The organism is Okeania sp. SIO2B9 (assembly GCF_010672505.1).
In the GTDB taxonomy this organism is placed as follows: Bacteria; Cyanobacteriota; Cyanobacteriia; order Cyanobacteriales; family Microcoleaceae; genus Okeania; species Okeania hirsuta.
Genome location: NZ_JAAHGK010001502.1, coordinates 1 through 1,662 on the forward strand (window position 1 = coordinate 1; position 1,662 = coordinate 1,662).

Here is a 1,662-nt window from a genome sequence, read left to right on the forward strand (position 1 = left end):
CTATTTTGACATTGATATTTTTGTTTTTTGTTGTGAATAGTCCCGTTTTTGACAATATAATTACTACCACAACTAGGACATATTAATTGATAATTTGACATCTGAATTATAGAGATTTTTTTATGATTACTGTCATAGATAATAGCATACTTTTTTTCAGGATACTTGGGATTGATTCCTGATATTTTTATTTCTGATTATATGTAGCGATCGCCTAGGCAATAATTTTGATTTTTTTTAAGCAGGAAAAACTTAATATTTTCAAGATTAATGTCAAGAACTAATCATTTATATTGACTGATCACTACATATACAGGACTACCGAAAGTTTTTTGTTAACTAATTATCCAGGCATGATATCATACCTCAAATCACCAACACCAAAATAATTATGTATTATGCCATGTCCGGTTGAATACTTATAACCTACATTCCGCACGACAAAATGTCGTATAAAAAATAGGAGACAGGAGACAGCTATACTGGAGACAGGAGACAGGAGACAATTATAGTTGTCAATAGGAGTAAGTAATATCATGTCCGGTAGCATCGGTATTGTATAGCAAAGGTAGGCAACAGGGAACACTTAACTGGGAACAGGGAACAGGCAGGAATACTTAAGGGCAATAAAAAAAACTTAAATTCCCTGTAGATATTCACCCTTGGGTTTACACAAACGCGCCCCAGCGGACATGATATAATTGAGTATTTATACTTAATATTTTCCTGAGAATCTGACTGCTGAGAAAGGTCAAATGTAGGAGCTATATAGTATAAATATCTACCAAGTTATATCATGTCCGGTAGCATCGGTATTGTATAGCAAAGGTAGGCAACAGGCAACAGGCAACAGGCAACAGGCAACAAACAGGAAGGCAATTGAGCAAGAAAAAAACTTAAATTTCCTGTAGATATCCACGCTAACTTTTACACAAACGATACCAACGGACATGATATTACGGATTTTTCTACTACTTTTATGTTACAAATTGAAGTACGAATGTGAGTTATAAATAACGATGAAGGAGTCAGGAGTTAAGAAGAGAAGAAAGTTTTTCCTGAACGCTATTAAACGGAAATGATATCACCTAACACTTAAAACTTTCTTTTTATCAACCAGTTATTTCAGTTGCCAAGGCTGATTTATTCTGTTTTTTTCTGCATAAGAACAGACAAGTTAGTTGATTTAATTTCATTTTAATGAGAGCTTTCACTCAAATTTCCAGGAATTATAACACTACGCGCTGGGAGTGGAAAGTAGGGTAGGATAACCACCAAGTTTAAATATAGCAATCTTCATCAGAACTTTAAAATACTCCATTCTTATTTAAAGATTTGATGAAGATCAGCAAAAATTGATGTTTTTTCAAAAAAAAAAGTTCATAATAGTAAGTGTGAATTTCAACTAACTTATTAACCTCAACTAAGTAACCTAGATATATCTGCTATGTATTTTGTAGTCAAGCATAGCAGATTTTTTCTTGTTTCAAAAACTATGAACTACATCATGTCCGTATAAACCCAAACAACCGATTTAAGTCTCTACCAATACAGTAACCGCTGCTACAGCAATTAACATTTCATCATTTTTATCTTCCAATTCAGCGATCGCCCTACCCTGTATTACCATACCCCCATCTTCAATAGTGATACTTTTCTGGC

General features: G+C 33.5%; 1 protein-coding gene and 1 pseudogene. Both read right to left on the reverse strand.

Going from position 1 to position 1,662, the window contains the following annotated elements:
• A pseudogene (locus tag F6K13_RS32060) lies at positions 1 to 101 on the reverse strand (IS1 family transposase); the annotation flags it as partial.
• A 1,433-nt stretch (positions 102 to 1,534) separates the two neighbouring features.
• On the reverse strand, positions 1,535 to 1,651 hold the full coding sequence (locus F6K13_RS32065; protein ID WP_353735750.1) for a Lin0512 family protein: 117 nt from the start codon (positions 1,649 to 1,651) through the stop codon (positions 1,535 to 1,537).
• Positions 1,652 to 1,662 lie beyond the last annotated feature (11 nt).